This is a genomic window from Paeniglutamicibacter gangotriensis Lz1y (assembly GCF_000348945.1).
Lineage (GTDB): Bacteria > Actinomycetota > Actinomycetes > Actinomycetales > Micrococcaceae > Paeniglutamicibacter > Paeniglutamicibacter gangotriensis.
Genome location: NZ_AOCK01000002.1, coordinates 20,486 through 41,115, shown reverse-complemented (window position 1 = coordinate 41,115; position 20,630 = coordinate 20,486). Strand labels below are relative to the sequence as shown.

At 55.1% G+C, this 20,630-nt stretch carries 15 protein-coding genes and 1 pseudogene; 5 read left to right on the top strand and 11 right to left on the bottom strand.

What is annotated here, in order from left to right; all coding sequences use genetic code 11:
• Nucleotides 1–251 precede the first annotated feature (251 nt).
• Nucleotides 252–1,097 (top strand): GDSL-type esterase/lipase family protein, encoded by an 846-nt coding sequence (locus ADIAG_RS03225; protein ID WP_007269869.1) that lies wholly within the window; start codon nucleotides 252–254, stop codon nucleotides 1,095–1,097.
• A 161-nt stretch (nucleotides 1,098–1,258) separates the two neighbouring features.
• Here ADIAG_RS03225 and ADIAG_RS03220 read toward each other — a convergent pair whose 3' ends face one another.
• Nucleotides 1,259–2,896 carry a polysaccharide biosynthesis tyrosine autokinase gene (locus ADIAG_RS03220; protein ID WP_007269868.1) on the bottom strand — a complete coding sequence of 546 codons (1,638 nt, stop codon included), beginning with the start codon at nucleotides 2,894–2,896 and terminating at the stop codon, nucleotides 1,259–1,261.
• A 181-nt stretch (nucleotides 2,897–3,077) separates the two neighbouring features.
• Entirely contained in the window at nucleotides 3,078–4,076 is a 999-nt protein-coding gene (locus ADIAG_RS03215; protein ID WP_007269867.1) for a putative transposase, read from the bottom strand.
• Between the two features lie 277 nt (nucleotides 4,077–4,353).
• Between ADIAG_RS03215 and ADIAG_RS03205 the strand changes: the two genes are divergently transcribed.
• The 3 genes and pseudogenes from ADIAG_RS03205 to ADIAG_RS20705 all read left to right on the top strand — a co-directional run bounded on the left by ADIAG_RS03205 (nucleotide 4,354) and on the right by ADIAG_RS20705 (nucleotide 6,840).
• The gene (locus ADIAG_RS03205) at nucleotides 4,354–4,548 is read left to right on the top strand and encodes a helix-turn-helix domain-containing protein (protein ID WP_007269866.1); all 195 of its coding nucleotides are present in this window, start codon (nucleotides 4,354–4,356) and stop codon (nucleotides 4,546–4,548) included.
• A 330-nt stretch (nucleotides 4,549–4,878) separates the two neighbouring features.
• Nucleotides 4,879–6,129: pseudogene (locus ADIAG_RS20710) on the top strand (IS30 family transposase).
• A 111-nt stretch (nucleotides 6,130–6,240) separates the two neighbouring features.
• A complete protein-coding gene (locus tag ADIAG_RS20705; RefSeq protein WP_007269862.1) occupies nucleotides 6,241–6,840 on the top strand; it encodes an arsenate reductase/protein-tyrosine-phosphatase family protein in 600 nt (199 codons plus the stop codon).
• Between the two features lie 477 nt (nucleotides 6,841–7,317).
• On the opposite strand, the gene ADIAG_RS21285 is transcribed toward ADIAG_RS20705, so the two are convergent.
• The 9 genes from ADIAG_RS21285 to ADIAG_RS03155 all read right to left on the bottom strand — a co-directional run bounded on the left by ADIAG_RS21285 (nucleotide 7,318) and on the right by ADIAG_RS03155 (nucleotide 18,881).
• Nucleotides 7,318–8,343, bottom strand: a complete 1,026-nt coding sequence (locus ADIAG_RS21285) for an MATE family efflux transporter (protein WP_152426030.1) — start codon at nucleotides 8,341–8,343, stop codon at nucleotides 7,318–7,320.
• 206 nt (nucleotides 8,344–8,549) lie between these two features.
• Nucleotides 8,550–9,494, bottom strand: coding sequence for a glycosyltransferase (locus ADIAG_RS20700; RefSeq protein ID WP_161623928.1), 945 nt, complete (start codon nucleotides 9,492–9,494; stop codon nucleotides 8,550–8,552).
• 501 nt (nucleotides 9,495–9,995) lie between these two features.
• Nucleotides 9,996–11,141, bottom strand: coding sequence for a non-hydrolyzing UDP-N-acetylglucosamine 2-epimerase (gene wecB / locus ADIAG_RS03185; RefSeq protein WP_007269859.1), 1,146 nt, complete (start codon nucleotides 11,139–11,141; stop codon nucleotides 9,996–9,998).
• Complete coding sequence (locus tag ADIAG_RS03180) at nucleotides 11,138–12,238, bottom strand: polysaccharide biosynthesis C-terminal domain-containing protein (protein WP_043473376.1); 1,101 nt, start codon at nucleotides 12,236–12,238, stop codon at nucleotides 11,138–11,140. Before ADIAG_RS03180 ends, wecB begins: the two co-directional genes overlap by 4 nt.
• A complete protein-coding gene (locus ADIAG_RS03175) occupies nucleotides 12,235–13,293 on the bottom strand; it encodes a polysaccharide biosynthesis protein (protein ID WP_043473373.1) in 1,059 nt (352 codons plus the stop codon). The genes ADIAG_RS03180 and ADIAG_RS03175 overlap by 4 nt, the downstream gene beginning before the upstream one ends.
• 7 nt (nucleotides 13,294–13,300) lie before the next feature.
• The gene (locus ADIAG_RS20695; protein WP_007269856.1) at nucleotides 13,301–13,906 is read right to left on the bottom strand and encodes a sugar transferase; all 606 of its coding nucleotides are present in this window, start codon (nucleotides 13,904–13,906) and stop codon (nucleotides 13,301–13,303) included.
• Complete coding sequence (locus ADIAG_RS03170; RefSeq protein WP_007269855.1) at nucleotides 13,903–15,066, bottom strand: DegT/DnrJ/EryC1/StrS family aminotransferase; 1,164 nt, start codon at nucleotides 15,064–15,066, stop codon at nucleotides 13,903–13,905. The genes ADIAG_RS20695 and ADIAG_RS03170 overlap by 4 nt, the downstream gene beginning before the upstream one ends.
• Entirely contained in the window at nucleotides 15,066–16,937 is a 1,872-nt protein-coding gene (locus ADIAG_RS20690; protein WP_161623927.1) for a GNAT family N-acetyltransferase, read from the bottom strand. Before ADIAG_RS20690 ends, ADIAG_RS03170 begins: the two co-directional genes overlap by 1 nt.
• Nucleotides 16,938–16,994: 57 nt before the next feature.
• Nucleotides 16,995–18,881, bottom strand: a complete 1,887-nt coding sequence (locus tag ADIAG_RS03155; RefSeq protein ID WP_152426029.1) for a polysaccharide biosynthesis protein — start codon at nucleotides 18,879–18,881, stop codon at nucleotides 16,995–16,997.
• 402 nt (nucleotides 18,882–19,283) lie between these two features.
• Here ADIAG_RS03155 and ADIAG_RS03150 point away from each other — a divergent pair, with 402 nt between their 5' ends.
• On the top strand, nucleotides 19,284–20,549 hold the full coding sequence (locus ADIAG_RS03150) for a THUMP-like domain-containing protein (protein ID WP_007269852.1): 1,266 nt from the start codon (nucleotides 19,284–19,286) through the stop codon (nucleotides 20,547–20,549).
• Nucleotides 20,550–20,630 lie beyond the last annotated feature (81 nt).

The following is a 20,630-nucleotide window of genomic DNA, read 5'->3' as shown; positions in this document are numbered from 1 at the left end:
CATCTCAATCGCCCACAACACTGTATTCCGCGACCCACGGCCCTTACGATTGGTTATACGCGCTGGCCAGGGTGCCGGCACGCCGTCAGCTGAGCCGTTCCACGTTCTTTCGAGGACGGTCGGTGGCAAGACCTTGGGGGTGCGCCACCCACGTACACGGGGATATACGTGTGCGTCATTTGCCGCCCGTGCATTCGGGCCTGGACCGGTGCGCCACAGCGTGCACCGCCATCTTGAGATAGGGCTTTCCCATGGCTCGCAACAGATCCCTCCGTTTTCTCACTCTCCTGGGCACCGGCGCCGCCGCGCTTGCCCTCACCTTGACCGGCATCGCGCCGGCCACCGCGTACCACTCTCCACACAAAACGCATTCGAGGACCATCGACTATGTGAATCTCGGTGATTCCTACTCGGCGGGCTTCGGATCCGGGACGCTAGTCGCTGGTCCCGTACCCGACTGTCTCCAAGGCAGCGGACCCACACACGTCACGATGCTGGACGCTAGTCATCGGGTCAACCTCACGGTCAATGCCGCCTGCGCCGGAGCCACCACCACGGACATCGCCGCTTCGCTGCCGTTGGTGGCTCCCTACCTGGCCAAGGCGGAACTGGTGACCTTGACTCTCGGCGCCAACGATCTGGACATCAAGGGCCTCGTCCTTGCCTGCAACACCATGGGCACCGTTGCTGACTGCGATGCCGCCCTGCGTCTGGGCCGGCAGGCCATCCCCGCTGTGGGTGCATCGGCACACGCAACACTGCGGAAGATCGACAGGGCCACCCGCGGCAAGATCCTGGTCCTGGGCTACCCGCGACTCTTCGCCACCTCCAACGGAGACCAAGCACTGATCTCCGCCAAACATGCCAGGGCCTTGAACAAGCTCGGTGACGCACTGAACCGGTCCATCAAGAAGGCAACCAAACATACGGATGCGAAATTTATCTCGGTCACCGGTGCCTTCAACAACCACGGACTCGGGGCGAACAGGCCGTGGATCTATTTCAACGTGGGAAACCTCGAAGATCCATTCAACTTGCATCCCACCACTACCGGGTACCTGAATGGCTACTACGCGGCCCTGCAGGGGCGCATCTGAGATCGCGCGCACTCCCCCGCGTTCAATCGGAGATGGTTACCGATGCAACGCCGGGTGGCTGGCTGCCGTTCGGCTTCCTCACAAGATCAGTTTTGAAACTAAAAGGGCGTTCGTCCCAAGAAAATATTGTTCTTGGTACGAACGCCCTCGTGTCAAACCGACTAGCGCCGTAGGTGGCGCATGTCAGCTCTTGTCGCTAACACATCATCAAAATGTGCATCGGCCTGAATGTGTGTGGTGTCGGCGTCCTGCACGGTCTCGCCATTGTAGGAATACTGCTGACGCTCTCCCACGCGCCTTGGCGCATCCACCGGAACGGCATTCTTGAGGCGTCGGCTGGTCTTGGGCTTCTTCCCCTTGCCCTTTTCGGGCAGCGCCGCCGCGTAGTAGTACTGGCCGTAGTAACCGTAGTTGGCAGCTCCCGCACCCTTGGTCGGCACCTGGTTCAGGACGAACCCCAGTACATTCGCACCCACCTTGTCTAGGTTGCCCAACGACTTGGCTACTTCATCCGTGGAGGTCGAATCCGCCTTGACGGCGACCAAGACCCCATCGACAAAGTTGGCCAAGACTGCGGCATCAGTGACAGGAAGAAGCGGGGGCGCATCGATTAGAACCAAGGCATCACGACTCAAGTCATCCAGCAATGACAGCATTGCCTGAGATCCCAAGAGTTCTGACGGGTTCGGGGGGATCCGCCCTCCAGCAAGAATCGACAATGTGGGGATCGGACCGTAGGGCTGCAAAACATCGTCCAGTGTTGCCTGTTGGCTCAGTACGTCGGTGAGACCCGCTCCGCCGGGCAGACCGAAGATATCCGTCACCACTGGGCGGCGCAAGTCTGCATCTATAAGAATCGTTGGCCGTCCGGTGGACGCAATGGCGATGGCCAAGTTCGCAGCAACAGAAGACTTGCCTTCGCCCGGCACCGAAGAAGTCACGAGGATGACCCGTGCCGGCTTGTCGACATCAACATACGTGAGGTTGGTACGCAGCTCGCGCAGTGCCTCTGCATACGGGTGAGAGGCACGATCATCATGGTCCAAGGCCCCGGTCTCGACGGTCGTGCGGTTTTTCACCAAGCGCGGGTCCAGCGGGATAGTGCCGATGACCGAGGTGCCCAGTTTCTCAAGATCCTCCACGGAGCGAACCCGACGGTCCATATGCTGCCGAAGCAATGCGAAGCCGGCACCGAGCGCCAGTCCGAGTACCGCACCTAGAGCAAGAGCGAGCTTCGTGTTGGGCGATACCGGCGATGTCGGAACTTCAGCATCCACCAGTGGAACGAGTTGAACGATTGATTCGTCGTTCGACGATCCGCTGGCAAATCCGGATTCAATTTCCGTGACCTGTTCCGCGAGGGCGTCCACCCAGGCGTTTGCGGTTTTCTGAGCCAGAACCGGATCCGCATTGATGATCTTCAAACGCACCTCGGCGGTTCCGGTAGGAAGTTCAACTTCGAGCTGCCCCAGGAGCTGCTCGGCACTTGCATCGAGTTTCAGCTCTTCTCGGACTCGTTCTGCGACCGTGCGAGTGGCAGCAATGCTCTTGTAGCTAATTGCTCGCGACTTCGCCAAACTATCACCTGACAGGGCCAAGGCTGCGGTGTCAGCTCCAGTAGCGATGACAAGACCGGATGCTGACGCAGAATATAGAGGCTGCTGTGTCAAGGTCCAACCGAAGGCGCAGATGACTGCTACCAGGACGATGCTGGTGATGCTCCTCCAAAACGTGCGAAAGGTACGCAGATACTGCCTCAAATCCGGACCATCGGCTACATTTTCTTCAAGCTGTTCCACTGATAGTGCTCCCGGTTTATTTGCGCGCAGCCGAAAAGGCCTGAGGGGTTTCCTCCAATCTTAGCTGGAATTGACGCATTTTATGGACATTCTGCCCCTGACGCGGCAAGATGCCCATTTTGTGCTGAATAGCCTCAGGGGTCTGGACTGGAAAGTTTGACCCGAGTTAATTCCGATCAACTCAAAGCCGTTCCTTGATGCCAAATCGCAGGATCAGATCGGTGCCCGGGTACCGGGTTTGGGTCTCGGTCAGACTCTCACATAGTTCCTGCACGGCAACGGTTTCACGCATGGTCGGCATCGGATCCAACGTGATCGTCAAGTACCCAGGGACGCTCGGATCGATATCGCCCTGCTGGGTGAAAATCTTTCGCACCAAGTTATACGCTTCCCGATCGGCCCTCTTATAGCCGGTATTGACCCGAACTTCCCGAGCCAAGATCACGGCGGTGTTGAACGCGGCCATGCGGATGATGTGCGTGAACCGCTTCATCTCGGTATCCAAGACTTGGGCACCGGGACGAGCTTCACCCAAGGGCGCGCGTGCAGCCAACTGCTGATGCGCATCCTCGGCTTTGTTGAGTGCATTCTCAGCTTTGAACAGGGGTGCATTGATGTCGTTATGCATCTGGTTGGTGATCGTGAGGCCCTTGGCGCCGGACCCTGGAGTGGTGAGCGTCAGCAGCGTGGACGTAACCGTGTTATCAACAGCATCCCGTTGCGCTCGAGCGTTCTGCAGCACCAGCTTCGCTTTCGTCTTGGCAGGATTCGGTACCAACTGTAGCGGATCAACTTCAGTGCTGACATAGGAGTCATGGGCGTCCAGGGCGCAGCGTTCCCGTCCGAAGCGGAAGTAGTTCTCTTGCCGCCACCGTGCCGCCATACGATAAAAGACCTCGGCGGTATCCATCGTTTTCTGGGTATCGAGGGTGGTGAGGATATGAATCTGGCGAGTTCCTTCACCCTTGGTCAAAGGAACGCCCTGGGAGACCTGCCTCATCCTGAAGCTCTCTCCGGTCTTGGCGTTCAGCAGGACCTCTACCTCGGTATCGGCCACCCGATGCCACATGTTCTTGGTGCCATGGTCATCAATGTCGGTCACCGGGGAGAAGACGGATTCGTTGATGTCCGGGGTGCTGCCTTTGCGCCAGGTGAGCACGTCAAAGCCTGCAGCGTGCATGTGGGCGAAGAGCGTTGGGGATCAACCGCCACGGTCGAAACCCGACCAGCATCCGGCGCTCATCGCCAATGATCTTCCGCAACTGGGAGACGAGTTTCTTCAGCTCCGAAACCAGGGAGGCGCTGGGCTCTGCCATGACCATGAACAAGGGATCGACGTTGGCGCTTGAGTTCCAGCCATCGGTCCGACGCCCCATTCTCCGGGAGTTGCAACGAACGTGACCGACGAATCAATTCAAGATCTTTCCTTAAGGAAAAAATTGCCTCTAAGGAAAAAATTGGGTTCCGCGCCTGTCGCCGTAGGTGGCCCCAAGCCCCGTAGTTATACGCAAGCGGACAAGAACCGTTTCTTTGACGCACTGGAACGTTGGGGCAGTGTCACCAAGGCTGCCCGGGACATCGGGATACCGCGGCCCACCGGCTACGATTGGGCCCGTGCCGCCGGGTTCTCCGCCGGAAACACCAAACGGTAATTCACGCAGGATGACAGGGATCAATTCCTGGTTGCTCTAGACCGTTTGGGTAACATCAGTGCGGCAGCCAGGGAAGTGGGAATGCCCGTGCCGACAGCCTTCGACTGGGCATATAAGTCCGGCGCCGTGGATAAAAAGCCACGAGCAGAGGGACCCTCGCGCAAGTACACACAGGCGCAGAAGGATGAGTTCTTCGTCGTACTGGCCGAGCTGGACTCCGTGGACGGCACTGCCGCCCGGCTGGGCTTGAACCGCAGCACGTGTTTCAACTGGGCTCGCAAGCACGGCAAGTCCAAGCCGAAGGTGATTCCGGGACGGAAGGAAGAATACCTGCGTCTGCGCGCGCTGGGACTCAGCCGTCAGGAAGCGGCAACGAGCGTCGGAGTGGTCTCGAGGACCGGGCAGCGCTGGGACGACGGCATGGTGAAGATCGATGGGCGGTACGTTTACCCGGATACGCCTCCGCTGGCGTATAACCTTGAGGTGACTACATCTTTTACGGAGCAAGAAAATACGTCCACGTACGCTCCGCTCGGCATTCCTGCAGGCTCGCCACACCCGACGCCGTTGGCTGTCGTGGAACAGGAGATCAGCTCCCGCTACCTGTCAGTGCAAGAGTGGGAAACCATCGCCGATATGCTGTCCCGGGGCGATTCGCAACGGGCGATCGCTCGGGAGCTGGGCCGCTGCCCGGGATCGATCAGCCGCGAGATTGCGCGGAACCGGCATCCGAAGCTCGGGTACATATCCCACGGCACCCACCGGGCTGCGGCCGGCCGCAGGGCCCGCTTCAAGTCCAGCAAGCTGGCGGAACCCGGCCCGCTGCGGGACTACGTGGAGAAGATGCTGAAGGAAGACTGGTCCCCGGAACAAATTTCCAACTGCCTCATCAAGGACCACCCCCATGACCTCCGGATGCGCGCGACCCACGAAACCATTTACCAAGCCATCTATGTGCCGTCTCGCGGCGGGCTCTGACGTGCGGCCAAGCCAGCCCTGTGCACCGGACGCACCTATCGCAAAAAACATAAGAGCCCCGAAAAACGCGCCAGCCGATTCCGCGACCCGATGGTCAACATCTCCGAACGCCCCGCAGAGGTCGAAGACCGCGCAATCCCGGGGCACTGGGAAGAGGATTTGGCGGTTGGAGCCCATAGCGGATCGGCCATCGTCACCCTCGTGGAACGCAAAACCCGCAACGTCATGCTGGTCCACCTGGACGGGGACCACACAGCCGAAACGGTGCGGGATGCGCTGATCAAAACCATGGGCAGCCTCCCGGCGCAGTTGCGCGGGTCACTGACCTAGGACCAAGGCGTGAAAAAGGCCAACCACAAGGGCTTCGGCATCGCCACCGGCATAAATGTCTACTTCTGCGACCCGCACAGCCCCTGGCAGCGCGGCTCCAACGAAAACACCAACGGGCTGCTGCGCCAATACTTCCCCAAGGGCACCGACCTGTCGGTCCACGGTCCGGCGGACCTCAAATTCGTTGAGCAGCGACTCAACAACCGTCCGCGCAGGTCGCTCGGCTGGGATAGCCCTGCCGAACGACTTCGTGGTTTACTTATAGCTAGCTGAACACTGGTGTTGCAACGACCCCTAGAATCCAAGGGCAAACGCCGTCGTTTTTTGCGACGGCTCACTCGTTACCTTCGATGAAAGGCCTGCCGGATTGGCTAAGATCAAGTCATGATCAGGATCCTCACAGTCTGCACCGGCAACATTTGCCGATCACCTTATGCCGAACTATTTCTTCAATCCGAATTGAACCGCCTCTCACCTAGATCGTTCGATATTCAAAGTGCAGGAACGCATGCATTGGCCGGACATCAGATGGACGATCGCGCGTCAAACAAACTTAGAGACATTGGAATCTCGGCCGATGGATTCTCGGCACGTCAACTAACGTCTGATATGGCGAGTGAAGTCGATCTCGTACTTGCGCTGACCGACGCGCACCGTAGCCAAATTGTTCAGCTAAGTCCCAAGCTCTTAAAGCGCACATACACGATCCGTGAATTTGCTGCTGTACTCGTTGAATTGATGGCAAATTCAAGCGTATCGTTCCCAAGTGGCAATCGGCCTGCAGCGGTTTTGGAACGATGGGTGACACTTCTCAAGATTGCTCCCCTAAATCGCCACTCCGCCCGAATGAAACTCAGCGGAAGCATGGATGTCGTTGATCCCTATCGGCAAAACGATGCGGTCTACGAACGCATGGTGGACGAATTACTACCTTCACTCAGGACAATCGTCGAATTTGAACTGGCCCATGCAACTCAGGTGTGAACGTCTTCTACTCCGCGGTAACGCCACTTGATGAACCGAAGTCGATTCTCATCATCAGACTGCGGTATACAAAAATTCATACGACACCAAGTGAGCTCCGGCCTGACGATGATCTGTCCAGGTTCCGAAAAACATTGTTCCAATCGAAGCGCCATCGATGACTTATAGTCCAAAAGCTTGCCGAAATGTAATGTCAAATATGCCGACTTGGCCGCGGTTATCCGCGCAGTTGGCATGCATTCTCTCGGGACATCACTTTAAGTTTCACCCGCTCTGGCCGCCACTACTGAGCAGGATCCTCGACCGTTCTTCATGGAAATGCAAGCATCCCTCTTGATATTCAATCGAAGCTTGCGGTTATAACAACATCAAGTCAAGTTATCATTAAAATGCGATTATAAGTTCAATTCCTACAAAAAGTATTTTAAGCCATAATCACGTTGCTTTAGATTACGATAATGCACACTTAGTTTTATTTCATATTTTATTTCTAATCAAACGAAGACATGACAACCAAAGTAAAGCAGTATTTATTACTGTAACAATTAAGAATCCATATGCGGCACCGATGGCTCCAAAAACCACGGCCCCAATTAGCACAGCTGGAATACGAATTGAAGCACTCAGAATACTTATCAGCAACGCAGGCCTACTTGCCCACGTGATTCGGTGGATTGTTTGAGGAACCAAGCCAATTGCGACAATAATGACATCCCAAAACATCACAGCAACGATTGGGGATGCCGTTTCCCATAAGCCAGGGAATAGAAGGGCGCCCCAAAAAGAGCCCACACCCAATAGTGCCAGACAAACTAGAGATACAACCACCGGAAGTACTACAGCGGATACTTTTGCACGTGGCCAATCGACTGCAGCACCCCCAGCAATTGTCCGGGGGCCGTTTCCGTCAGAAAGAGAACCGATTAGGATCGGTTGCAATGCACTGCTAATCAGATTAGCGGGCCCCAGCAATGTACTGCTGACTCGAAATACGCCGACCACTGCAGTCGATACCGTGGTTAGTAGCAATGTCAACACGTGAACGGAACCCGAACCTACTAAGCCTTGGAACCCAAACCCACGGCCAGTTCGGGATTCTTGTGGTGTCATTTCCCACCGTGGTACTACCCGGAGTTTCGCCTTCCAGCTAGAGATATAACCCACCAGCGCGTAGGACACCGCCCATGTAATCACAACGGAGAATCCACTGGTTCCATACAGAACGGACGCGATACCTGCGACTAGTACCGAGCAAAAGACCGCCATTTCCTGCATTAACGCTGATCGGCCGTTGCCCAAGCTCAGATCAAGGGTGCGAAAGTAAGATCCAAGCAATATTCCGTGGAGACAAGCACCAAGAACCGCAAAATGCAATGATTGCATTGGCATGGAAATGAGAAGCAATAAGCCGGCGACGACCAATCCCGCCAGCGATACCACACCTGCTTTAAGCCTCTGATCCACAATCGACGGTTTATGAGCCAAGAAGGCGTTTACGAACATGTCCCTCATTAGCTGTTGGACCAATAAGAAGACTGCGTACATCGCCCCAAATAGTCCCAGCGGGTCTAACGTCCCAGATCTGGCCAATGCCAATGTCACAATTGTCGGCGCGAGGCTGGCCAATCCAGAGACTATGATCGCCCGAAAGTATCTGCTCGAAAGCCCACGTTTTACTTGGAGCGCCATGCTTCGTACGCCTCTAGAATTCACAAGATCTCATTCTCAAGCAAGTCGAAAAAGTGTGGCTCAGTCCGGCCCGCTGTCCAAGCTGAATAGGCCCGTCTTGATTCTTCACGACGTTCCCGCCAAAATGCGGCACCCCCCTGGGAGTATTCAGTAATGCTCTGCGCCCATCCAATATGGTCATGGGTGTCTACAATAACGCCTCCCCCAGTACGGAGAGTTTTAGTCCACGGTGTCACATCGGCGCACATGACAGGGCACGCAGCCGCCAGACTCTCTGCAATGACATGCCCAAAGTTTTCACCCGATGTCGGGCACACCATGAGATCGTAGCCGTTCAGACGATCAACTATGAGTGGGGCCTCGATTGATCCAACGAAGCGAACGTGAATGTTGGGAGGAAGCCGCTGGACGATTTCCTGACATTCCGCAAAGTAACTCTCGTCTTCAGCCGGACCAATGATGTCAAGACTGACCACTTCTCTGACTGCGCAAAGAGCAATCAGAAGAACATGGATATTCTTTTTCCGCGAAATTCGAGAAAGACTTACGAGACTCAAAGTATTTCCGGGCTCTTTAGCTGGCAAGGCCTGCTCGGGTAATAGGGTGTCATTTTCACGGACTATGCTTCGAACTTTGTGTCCCAAAGCCATTTCTATATTCTTTAGTTCAAGAGTAGATGAAGCATGCCAAATAGCGTTCTGTGTTATTCCTAGCGCGCGAGACAAAGCGATATAAGCACGTTTTTTGACAGCTTTTTGTGCTAGGGCACCTGGATCAAGCTCTCCACGCGGCGCGATTACCAAAACTGAATATCTATTGACTTTATTGAGGATCTGAAATACGATTGAAAATCGAGGACTAAAGAAGCTATTCGCATAAATGGCATCGGGGCGAGAACGAAATACTGTGCGTATGCCTCGAATCAGACCTTTCATCCCTCGTGGCAGATATTTGACGTTAGCCATGCCCCACTTATGCCACCTGTCAGTCAGATCCACGAGCGGTTCCGGCGAGCCCACGTCAAAATTGTTGGTGACAACCACGACGTCGTGCCGCGGATCCGCCCAAGTTAACATGGCGGTTATTGTCCTAATAGGACCACCCCCCAAATACGCTGGCGGAAATCCTGTGCACAGAATGGCAATTTTCATTTGCGTTCATCAATCTTTCAAAATTATAATTTATTTATGAAAATATTCATTATACACAACGAGTGACATATATCGTTTAAGATCGGTCGAATATATATTGTCAAACCACATGGTTATGCTCGACTTCGATTCTAACTGGAGGTCTTTTAGTTAGAGTCCTATAAAATAATTGTTATTATAAAGAATCAAAATTTTTGTGCTTCTAAATGCGTTATTACAAACCTCTCGCATTGTTGCATGAAATTTTGACGTCATAAAGATACTACGAAAAATGGATTGAATAGAGTGTTTTTATGATTTTATTATTTCCCAACTCTATATCCGTATTCCCTGACGAGCATGATGAGTTCGAGCAGTGGAACGAATGAAATTGACCACACGGCGTGATGAGTCCTGAATCTGATAGTCAGAAGGCACAACTGCTGGTCCGTCAACCTCATGTTGGCGGACAGTCAGTTGAACCGCATCCACCACATCGCCCGGCGTCAGACCCGTACTTATGATCCCACCGGTATCTAGGGCTTCTGGTCGCTCGATGGCATCCCGAAGTGTCACGGCGGGAAAGCCCAACATCGTGGATTCTTCCGAGATCGTCCCCGAATCAGAGATCACGCAGTGTGCTTCCATTTGAAGCTTGTTGTAGTCAAGGAATCCCAGCGGTTTGTGAAGCTTGATCCTTGAACCATATTCGAGACCAAACTTCTCTATCCGTTGTCTCGTTCGCGGATGAGTTGACACTAGGATTGGCATGTCCCGTTCCTCTGCAACAGCCTGGAGCGAATCCAGCACTAAACGCAAACGATCTGCCCGGTCTACGTTTTCTTCTCTGTGAACACTTGCTAACAGGTAACGTCGGGGAGTGAGTCTCAGGTCTTCGAGAATACTGGATTCTCGTATTGCACCGCCATACGTCGCAAGTACTTCTGCAATCGGCGACCCCATCAACAGAATGTTCTTCGGGTGGAGTCCCTCGGAAAGTAGGTTGCGTCGCGAGTGCTCGGTGTAGACAAGGTTATAGTCACTGACGTGATCCACCAGATGTCGGTTGATTTCTTCGGGGACGTTGGGGTCGAAGGACCGGTTCCCCGCTTCAAGGTGGTAAACAGGCACTTTCATACGTCTGGCTATAAGTGCGGAAATGCAACTGTTGGTATCTCCTAGAACCACCATTGCGTCTGGCTTTTCCTCGATCAGGATGCGTTCAGTTCCTTTCAAGACGTCACCTAGAACCGCACCAAGCGATGATGTATCAGCTTCGAGGAAATGGTCGGGACGACGTAGCCCAAGGTCCTCGAAAAAGACACCGTTTAATTCATAGTCATAGTTCTGACCAGTGTGGACCAGGACATGCTCGGTAGCCTCTTCCAACCTCTGGATGACACATGATAGACGAATGATCTCTGGCCGGGTCCCAACGACGGTCACGACTTTCAATTTGGAACGGGTGCTCAAGGTATTCACAGAACTTTCTCGTAAAAGGTGTCGGGATCGGACGAATCGAATATTTCGTTAGTCCAAAACTGCGTGAAAAGATCCGTTTTGCCTGTATTGGTGATGCTGTGGACCCATCCCACGGGCATGTCGATAGCCACCGGCTTACACCCGCTGACAGCGAACTCAAGAACGTCGGTTGTGAACATTTTTCGCAGTCGTATAGTGGCTTCACCGCTCAGAACGACGAATCTCTCGATCTTGCGCAGATGGAAATGGTCGCCGCGAGTTATACCCGACTTTGTGGTGGAGAAAAAAGTCTGGCCCTCACCTCCGTGACTTTTCATGGTTTCCACCAAATACCCACGGTCATCTGCTCGCGTTTCGAACTTTATCACCGGGCGATGCTTGAAGACGGCCGCGCGGTAGACATTGAATAGATCACGTGCAAAGGTATCTGCTAGGGCGGGCAGCTCGCCGACCACGTAGTGCCTGTGAAATTCCATGAACGTCTGAGCAATCTCAGAAACGCTGAGGATTCTGACCGCTGCGGTCTCCATTTCCAGCTCGGTGGTTGCTTCAAGGCAGAGCCGGGCCGCTTCCTGCGAATGCATCAACGTCAACTCCCTGTCCTCGGCAACTACAGGTGTTGAACCGGTTGCCACCTGATGAGCGAATGTGGCAACCACTGAATTATATTTCGGCTTTCCTTCTTCCCCGAACAAATTGGGTAGCTTGAGATCCAGCAATACGATACCGAGTTGGTCGCATGCGGCTCTAAGGATCTCTGCGGCGCCTTGCTTGCCCCGGCCATACGGATTATCCAACGTGGCCTGGATGGAATTAGCATAGACGACTGTTCGAGGCTTTTGTTGAGTCGCCTTTAGCGCAGCTACGAGCTGTTCAGCGAGATGGATATTGCCATTCTCGACTTCTTCGTCTGTTCCGCGGTTGACACCAGCAATGTGGACAACTCGGTCGGCACCATTCAGCACGGTACTGGCGCCGCTGGCGTCAAAGCTCTCGCGGAGACTCAAGCGATCGAGGGTAATGCCATTCGTCGCAAACGCGCGGAGTTGCGTATGCCACCCAAGAAACCCCCCGGCCCCTGTAAGTACCATCCTCATCGCGCGGCCCATCCCTCTAACTCACGTCGTACTTCCGGCAAACTGAGCAACAATTCCTTTGTCTCGTCAACATTCATCCGACTAGACGTATGAGAGTCGTAGTCATCATAGACGCTGACCTCTTTTTGCCCCTGCTCAAAGAATGCCTTGTAGTTCAGCTGACGCTTGTCCGCGGTCACACGGAAATAGGTGTCGTGGTCAAAGGCACGCGCCAGTTCTTCACGCGTGGCCAATTGCTCGGAAAGCTTCTCCCCATGCCGGGTCCCGATGACTTTAAGTTTTGTTGGCTGTTCAAACAGTTCGCTGACCGCCGTGGCCAGGTCACCAACCGTGCAGGCGCGAACTTTCCGAATGAACAAGTCTCCCTGCTCTGCGTGGGTGAATGCATAGGTCACCAGGTCCACGCTTTGGTCCAGGCTCATCATGAAACGAGTCATGTTCGGATCGGTTACCGTGATCGGTTTGCCCTGCTTGAGCTGGGCGATGAAGAGCGGAACTACGCTGCCTCGCGAATAAAGGACGTTTCCGTAACGTACGCACGATACAGTGGTGCGAGCATTGGGGTTTTCGAGTCCATGAGCTTGCGCCACTTTCTCCATTAGCGCCTTCGTCATTCCCATTGCATTGACCGGATAAACGGCTTTGTCAGTGCTAAGGCAAACTACGGATTCCACGCCTTCTGCTTCGGCGGCACGAATGACGTTCTGGCTGCCTAGGACGTTGGTTTTGACCGCTTGCATCGGGAAGAACTCGGCTGACGGTACCTGCTTTAGGGCGGCCGCATGAAAAACGTGGCTCACCCCGCGCGTCGCTGCTACGACGCTATCGTAATCCCTGACGTCACCGATAAAGTAGCGGATGCGATCGTCACCTAGGTCGTGACGCATCTGATCCTGTTTGGCTTCATCTCGGCTCAGTACGTGAACCCGGCCGGATCCCGTATCAAGAAGATGCCGCACCATTCGGTGGCCAAAGCTACCGGTCCCCCCGGTAATCAGAACTGATTCCGGCACCTTTATATCCAAGTTCTGCTCGTTCACTGAGTCTCCATTCATCAACATATCAAGGCTTACGACGATCATTTGCTGGACCTAATGATCGAGCAGTCGCTAATAAAATTCGTAGGTCGCTGGCAAACGACTGTTCACGAACATATTTTGCATACATCTCAACCTTTCGAGGCAGGATTACGTCCACATAGTAGCGTTCCGGCTCAACAGCTTTTTCCAGCTCATCAGCTTCATTGCGATAAGCGATCGAGGCGGGGTCTGTTATTCCCGGCCGGACGCTAAGTATCTGGTCGCGCAGATGAGCTGGCCAGAGGTCCACATACTTGGGGACTTCTGGGCGAGGTCCAACGAGCGACATGCTTCCCTGCAACACGTCAAGCAGCTGAGGGAGTTCGTCGATTTTCGATTTTCTCAATACTCGTCCCACGCCAGTGATCCGGTGGTCTGACGCGGTGGAAACGGATGGTCCCCCGTGGTCGATTTGCATGGTTCTGAATTTGCGGATGTTGAAATGCTTCCCGTCGAGACCGACTCGTTCTTGCCGAAAGAGTATCGGCCCTGGGGACGTTGCTCGAACTAAGATCGCCGCGATGGCGCAAACCGGCGAAGCCAAAATCAGTCCCGCACCTGCAGCTACACAATCAAAAAGCCGTTTCATGCTGGCGCCAAAACCTTCTTGACGGCGTTAATCACGCGATCCACTTGTTGTTCAGTCATGCTCGAGAATATCGGCAAGCTAACGGTCTGCTCGAAGGCGCGTTCGGCAATGGGGAAATCGAAGGCTGAGAGGTTGTAGGTCTCGCGCCAGTATGGGTGCCGGTGAAGTGGAATGAAGTGCACACTCGTTCCTACTCCGAGACCTGCCAAGTCCTCAATGAATTTATCACGATCGATGGGGGCGGCGTCTCCAACCCGCAGTACAAACAAGTGCCAGCTGTGTCGCAAACCCTGTCCAGATTCCGGAAGGCCGATTGGGAGACCGGCAAAAGCCTCAAAGTATCGTTCTGCGATCGCTTCGCGATTCTGACGCATCTCTTCCGCACGAGACAACTGAACGACACCCATAGCTGCGGCAATATCAGTCATGTTGTATTTGAAACCTGGAGCTACTACGTCGTAGCGCCATGCAGGAACCTTAGAGGTGTAGCGTGCGAAAACATCGCGGCTAATCCCGTGAAGTCGCATCGTCCGGGCACGCTGGGCAAGATCCGCATTGCGAGTTACCAAGAGGCCACCCTCACCTGTGGTAATCGTCTTGGTTGCATAGAAGCTAAAAACAACGGCATCGCTGGAACTGTTTCCAACCATAGACGAGCCATTGGTGGCCGGGAAAGCATGGGCGGCATCTTCGACCACTTTAAGGCCATGACGAGAAGCGAACTTTTCGATCCGATCTGCGGAGATCGAGTGGCCTGCGAAGTGGACCGGCATGATCGCCTTGGTATTGGCATTCACCTTGGATTCTGCATCGTCGAAATCTATGTTCAAAGTCGATTCTTCGACGTCAACAAAGACAGGCGTTGCCCCAACGTATCGAACCACTTCGGCTGTCGAGGTGAAAGTCCAAGTGGGAACTAGTACTTCGTCGCCAGGGCCCAGGCCCAGCGCTTCCACGGCGAGGTGCAAACCTGCGGTCGCGGAATTCACGGCAACACAGTGTAGTTCCGAGTCGCCCAGGAAGGTCGCCATCGTCTTTTCAAACTCAGCGGTCTTGGGCCCAGTCGTTACCCATCCAGAACGCATGGATTCAACGACCGCCTCAATTTCCCGCTCGGTGATATCTGGCAGTGCAAACGGAAGAAACGCCTGTTGTTCCACTATTTTCCTGTCTCGTCTTTTTGGGTATTGGCATAGTCAGATAGATCAAGCAAATACTTGACCATAATTCTGCCCTCACGGGTGGTATGCGTGTCGTGAACTGTCCAACCGCGGCGCTCGTAGAAGGCACGCACATCATCATTATCCAGGGCATCGGTCATCAAAAAGGCCCTCTGTGCGCCTTGGCTTCTTGCATTTGAAGTCCATGAGCTGAGCAACCGTGCTCCTGCTCCGGTTCCCTGGGACTCTGGATCCACACAAATGGAACTGAGCAGGGCACCTGGCTCATTTATCTGTGAATCTCCCCGGTAGTTGACTGCACGGATTAGCCTGGGAATGGCGGACGGTTTTTGAAGACCGAAAGCGATGCTTGCTCCGACGAATCCGCGCCAACGATTCTTCAGTAGCCGGCGGAAGAAGCCTTCTGGTTCCGTGCTGCCGACGGCCACACCTACCGGACGCCCCTCAGTATCTCGCTCGACGACAGCTACCGCTGTTGGGTCGTCTAGGAATCCCGCGTAGAACTGTCTCAGGAAGGGCAATCCAAGTTTGGAAAGGAAGAATTCCGGGAAGGCCTTCATGTGCAAAGCGGCAACCGTGTCAATTTCGTCTTTTCGAAATGCAAGTGAATTGATGGGTGGGATCGTTGAAGTGGAAGCCGCCTCCATGAGTAGCTTCTCCACCGCATTAGTGGTCGTGGAAACGCTATAGCGCCGATCGTACTCTTCACGGGCCCGGAGACCCATGCTGGCCAAGGCCTGCCGTCCGTCGGAAAGCGCTTCGGCGAGGGCCAATGCAATGCTTTGCGGATCCCCGCTTGCAGCAACGTAACCTGCTCCTGCTCCTGCGATTACATCTGCCACATCACCTTCAGCTGCGACAATGGACGCCTTCCCTGCTGCAAGGATAGTTTGCGTTTTGCTTGGCATTGTCATGCGCGACAGCGGGTGAGCAGCCAAGCCGATGTACGCTGCATCCGCCGTTGCAAGCAAATCTGCCATTTGGTCCATAGGCCGACGTCCCAGGAACATCACACGCGGATCGTCCGCGGCAAGGGTCTTCAACGTGGCTTCTTCTGTCCCAGAGCCGACCAAGATCAATCTAAGCCGAGAATCCCGAGTCAGGCCTACGGCGGAAACTAGACTCGACAGATCCTGCGCGGCTCCCATTGCACCGGCATAGAGAATTACGATGTCTTTATCATCTATTCCCATCTCAGCTCGCAAAGATTTTCCATTGCGATGGAAGTGCTGTTCCTCCGCAGGTTTCGGAATAAAGCGGATTTTTTCGATCGGTACTCCACGTGCTTGAAGAACGCTCCCCACACTTGGAGCAATATGTACCACATACCGTGAGGCGCGGTACATAGCGTTGGTCCATACATGCAAAAGAGGCTCAGTGACAGTAGTTAGACGGCTGGCACCAGTCAGGCCCGCCACCAACATGGTATCCGGCCATAAATCTGCCACTTCGCAAACTACTGGTGTGCGTCGAGCCCTTTGAACGAACATAGGTAGTGCAACCGTGATTGGTGAATAATTGACCCACAGAACATCGATATCCTTCAAGGCACGATCGCCTAGTATCGCCGCTGTGATTCCAAACGATCCATAATTCAAAATTCGTCCGATGCCCGACTGGCTGTGGTTCGGGATCAGCGCGGTACGAGTCACCTCAACGCCATCCAAGTTCTCCACCATGCGTGGTTTTATTCGATAGCCCTCAGCAAGCTGTCCAGTGGGATAGTTCGGAAATCCCGTCAACACCTTAACTTCGTGTCCGCGACGAGCAAGCTCCCGCGCAAGGACACCGGGTAGCGCTGCCGGGCCCGGCTCGGGGTCATACCATTGGCTCAGAATACCGATCTTCACCGAGAACCTTTCGTCGCATTTGGGATGGTTGAGATGGAAATCGTAGTGCAGACGCTGCTACTCACCAGCATCCACACCAGATAGCGTGCTTCGACCCACGTCGGCGTTAGGCTCTCTTCCGGTGGAATAGTCCGTGTGAAGACGTAGCCCCCACGAAGACTTGGTAACCAGTTCCGGAGGTATCGAGCTGACGTCGGCATGGGAGATCTGCGGATGGAAGGGACGACTATCCGATTCCCCGTAACCAATGAGCTCCTCGTGGAGCTTTTCGCCCTCCCGCATCCCAGTGAACACAATTTCGATGTCTTTGCCCGACATTTCAATCATGCGCTGGGCTACATCGAGAATTTTCACTGGCTCGCCCATATCTAAGATGAGCACTTCCCCTGCTCGCCCGATTCCTCCGGCCTGAACCACTAGTTGACAGGCTTCAGGAATGGTCATGAAGTATCGCGTGATATCAGGATGAGTCACCGTGAGGGGTCCGCCCGCCTCGATTAGGGAACGAAATGTCGGCAACATGGATCCCCTGCTACCAATGACATTCCCGAACCTGACCGAAAGATAAGGTTTCCCGGTTTCTTCGGCCATCCATGCTGTTAGCTTTTCGGCGACTCGTTTCGAATGGCCAAGAACGCTGGTGGGATTCGCTGCCTTGTCAGTTGAGATGTTTACAAACGTCTCGACATCTGCGGCTTGTGCAGCACGAAGAACATTTAGTGTTCCGAGAACGTTCGTTTTCCAAGCTTCGTCCGGATACTGCTCCAACATCGGAAGATGCTTAAGTGCAGCAGCATGAAATACGACATCCGGGCGGCGCTCTTCGAAAATCTTCTGTAACGCTTCTGTGTCACGGATATCAGCAAGCACCACATCGCGCGTATGTAGGAGCCCGTGCCCAGCGGTCCTGAGTTGAGCGCCTTGAAGGCCAGTCTCATCGCGATCCAGCATGATCAGTTCAGAAGGAGCGAACTTGCTTATTTGCAAACAAAGTTCCGAACCGATGGAACCTCCGGCTCCGGTGACCAAGACTCGTTTTCCGGCCAGGTAACCTGCGATGGATTCGACTTCGGTGTCAACGGGGTGCCGGCCAATGAGGTCCTCGATAGAGAGGTCTCGAAGATCCGAAAGCTTCGTCTTACCTGCCAATACGTCGATTAGTGGTGGCATCACCATCACGTTGAGGCCGGCTTCAGTCGCTGTGTCTGAGATCAATCGGACAAGTGCTGCATTCGCATAGTTGATAGCAATGATCAGTTCCACGGCGCCGGTCTTGCCAGCGACTTCGGCCAGGGAATCAAGTCCTCCCCTGACCGGTACACCGCGAATCTGAAGGTTGGACTTGGCAGGGTCGTCATCAATCAAGGCCACGGGGCGGTACGCGGTGTTGGAGTCCGTGAGCATCCTACGCACCAGCGTTTCGCCCAAATAACCCGCACCGTAAATAATGGTGGGAAGCGCGGTCTCGTCGGGCCTCATATGCCGTTCACTGGCGATGCGCTGGACGTATCGAATACCGCACATGAACAGGAGCGCAATCGGCGTGCCGATAAGTCCGATGCTTCGCGGCACATCCCAGTAGTTTCCGAATGCGAACATTAGCAGGGTGACAATTGAGCCCCCTAGTAGCACCGCGTATACAAGCACCCTGATCTCATCAAATGTGCCGTAGGTGAATTTGCCGCTGTAAAGCGCGAGCATCCAAGCCAGGATCAAATGCAGCGCCGCTGCGCAGAGTCCAACAACAAGTATCTGAACGAATCCGACTTCATTCAACCGCAGTTCATAGCGGAAGATCGTCCCGAGGTAGAGTGCGATGACCCACGCCAACAGATCAAAGACGACCTGTCGACTTCGATCTCGGTGTCGACTCGATTGTGGTGGGCTCCACCGTGCTGCATCCGGCTCCGCCGTCTTGCGGGCGCGCGCTGATTCTGAATCCACTTTTATCTTCCCCCAGCAGTACCGACCCCATGTGGGGTCGTAGCTCCTGAGAAAGTAGTTCCCACGAACAAGGTCACAATATCAACCGTGACGTCAGTTTGAAAATCGGGTGGTCGAAATTAGCCCAAATGACGCTTGCATCTGTTTTGTCACCGTTGGGTGCTTTCACTCCCGCACAACATAGCTCACCAGAAATGCTTCTTGGAATTTAGCTGTCATTCCATGAAGCCCGCACTGAATATATTTCATCGTGTAGATTCTGAGCCAATCGATAACCCGCCCAAATATTGCGTAGCGACTTTTTTGCTCGATGTTTCCGCCCTACGTACTTGCCGACAGCCAACGCCCGCGCGAGCCAGATGATGCGTCGGAAAGTCCGTACCCGCGGCTAGGCTTGATCCCATGGCTTCCTCCTCTTCCGACGCCGGCCAATCGGCCGCGACATCACACCTCGCCCATATCCTCTCCCCCGCGGGTTGGACGCTGTTGAACTCCGTGGATCCGTCCTCGGCCGGCACCAAGGAAGCGGCCCTGCAACTGAACCTCAGTTTGCGCAAGGCCGGGCACCCCACCGATCTGGTGACAGCAGTGGTGCAGCAGAGCGAGCTGCGCTTCAAGGCCCGCACCAAGTTCGGCCCCTTCGCCGACACCATGGTCTTCACCCAGGCCGGCCTCGAACAGGCCACACGCCTCAAGCTCGCCGGTTTGCATGCCCAGCGCTACACCCGGGCGGGCATCACGAAGGTCGCCGACCTCGGCTGCGGCATTGGCGCCGATTCGCTCGCGCTTGCCAGTGCCGAGATCGAGGTGACGGCCGTGGAAATGGATGAAACCACCGCAGCTGCCGCCACCTTGAACCTCATGCCTTGGCCGACCGCCAAGGTCGTAAACATGGATGCGACCGAGTTCGATTTGACCGGTTTCGATGGAGTCTGGCTCGATCCGGCCCGCCGCACCACGGACACCTCCGGCACGTCGCGGATCTTCGACCCGGAGGCTTTTTCTCCGCCGCTGTCCTTCGTCGAGTCGCTGGCCGACCGTGGGTTGGCCGTCGGGGTGAAGATGGGTCCGGGTATCCCCCACGATGCGCTGCCTGCCAATTGCGAAATCCAATGGGTCTCGATCAATGGGGATGTGGTTGAAGCGGCACTGTGGTTCGGGCCGCTGGCCCGCCCCGGAATCCGACGTGCGGCCTTGGTCATCGAAGCCCATGGGGCCACCGAGGTGAGCAGCACCGTGGATTTCGACCCGCACGCGGCCCTGCGCGGGGATGTTCCGGTGGGGAAAATCGAGGAATACATCCACGAGCCCGACGGCGCGGTGATCCGCTCCGGGCTCATCGATGAGCTGCTCAAAATCACCGGCGGCCACCTGATTGACCCGCACATTGCCTATTTCAGCACCAAGGATCCGGTGAAGACACCGCTGGCCAAGGCCTACAGGGTCGTGGCGGTCCACCCCTACCATGTGAAGAACCTGCGCTCGTGGGTCAAGGCCCAGGGCATCGGGGTGCTTGACATCAAGAAGCGCGGCATGGACGTCACACCGGAGGAGTTGCGCAAGATCCTCTTGGCCGGGAACGGACGCGACGCGAAAAAGAAGGCCACTCTGATCCTCACCCGCGTGGGCGACACCCGCCTGGCCATCGAGGTCGAACCCGTCGTCTGATCCCCCGGCCGCGGGCACCCGGGGGCGGCACACAGGCTTCCGGCAACAGCACGGGCCAGCGCCCCGGCCTCCCACCCATGG

Bases quoted from the DNA above. Each gene is read 5' to 3' on its own strand.
- ADIAG_RS20705 (WP_007269862.1), top strand. From the start codon at position 6,241: ATGATCAGGATCCTCACAGTCTGCACCGGCAACATTTGCCGATCACCT.
- ADIAG_RS20695 (WP_007269856.1), bottom strand. From the start codon at position 13,906: ATGAAACGGCTTTTTGATTGTGTAGCTGCAGGTGCGGGACTGATTTTG.
- ADIAG_RS03150 (WP_007269852.1), top strand. From the start codon at position 19,284: ATGGCTTCCTCCTCTTCCGACGCCGGCCAATCGGCCGCGACATCACAC.
- ADIAG_RS03225 (WP_007269869.1), top strand. From the start codon at position 252: ATGGCTCGCAACAGATCCCTCCGTTTTCTCACTCTCCTGGGCACCGGC.
- ADIAG_RS03175 (WP_043473373.1), bottom strand. From the start codon at position 13,293: ATGAATGGAGACTCAGTGAACGAGCAGAACTTGGATATAAAGGTGCCG.
- ADIAG_RS21285 (WP_152426030.1), bottom strand. From the start codon at position 8,343: ATGTTCGTAAACGCCTTCTTGGCTCATAAACCGTCGATTGTGGATCAG.
- ADIAG_RS03215 (WP_007269867.1), bottom strand. From the start codon at position 4,076: ATGCACGCTGCAGGCTTTGACGTGCTCACCTGGCGCAAAGGCAGCACC.
- ADIAG_RS20700 (WP_161623928.1), bottom strand. From the start codon at position 9,494: ATGGCTAACGTCAAATATCTGCCACGAGGGATGAAAGGTCTGATTCGA.
- ADIAG_RS03180 (WP_043473376.1), bottom strand. From the start codon at position 12,238: ATGAGGATGGTACTTACAGGGGCCGGGGGGTTTCTTGGGTGGCATACG.